Below are 398 nucleotides of genomic sequence, written 5' to 3' on the forward strand. Positions count from 1 at the left end.
GCGGCCTCCACCACGTACGCCACCAGCCGCCGATCCCCCGGCCGGTCCTCCCGCACCACCACCGCCACATCCGCCACCAGCGGATGCGCCGCCAACACCGCCTCCACCTCCCCCAACTCGATCCGGAAACCCCGCACCTTCACCTGCTGATCAGCCCGCCCCACATACTCCAATCCCCCACCCCGACCCCACCGCACCACATCCCCCGACCGATACATCCGCCCACCGGAACCATCGAACGGACACGCCACAAACCGCTCCGCCGTCAACCCCGCCCGACCCAGATAACCCCGCGCCAACCCCGGACCCGCCACATACAACTCCCCCACCACACCCACCGGCACCGGCCGCAAAAACTCATCCAACACATACAACCGCAAATCCGGAATCCCCACCCC

1 protein-coding gene is annotated in these 398 nt (G+C 68.1%); it reads right to left on the reverse strand.

What is annotated here, in order from left to right:
• On the reverse strand, positions 1–398 hold a 398-nt coding region (locus IG98_RS46275), incomplete at both ends, for an AMP-binding protein (protein WP_157594915.1).

It is taken from the genome of Streptosporangium amethystogenes (assembly GCF_000721075.1).
Classification (GTDB): domain Bacteria; phylum Actinomycetota; class Actinomycetes; order Streptosporangiales; family Streptosporangiaceae; genus Streptosporangium; species Streptosporangium amethystogenes.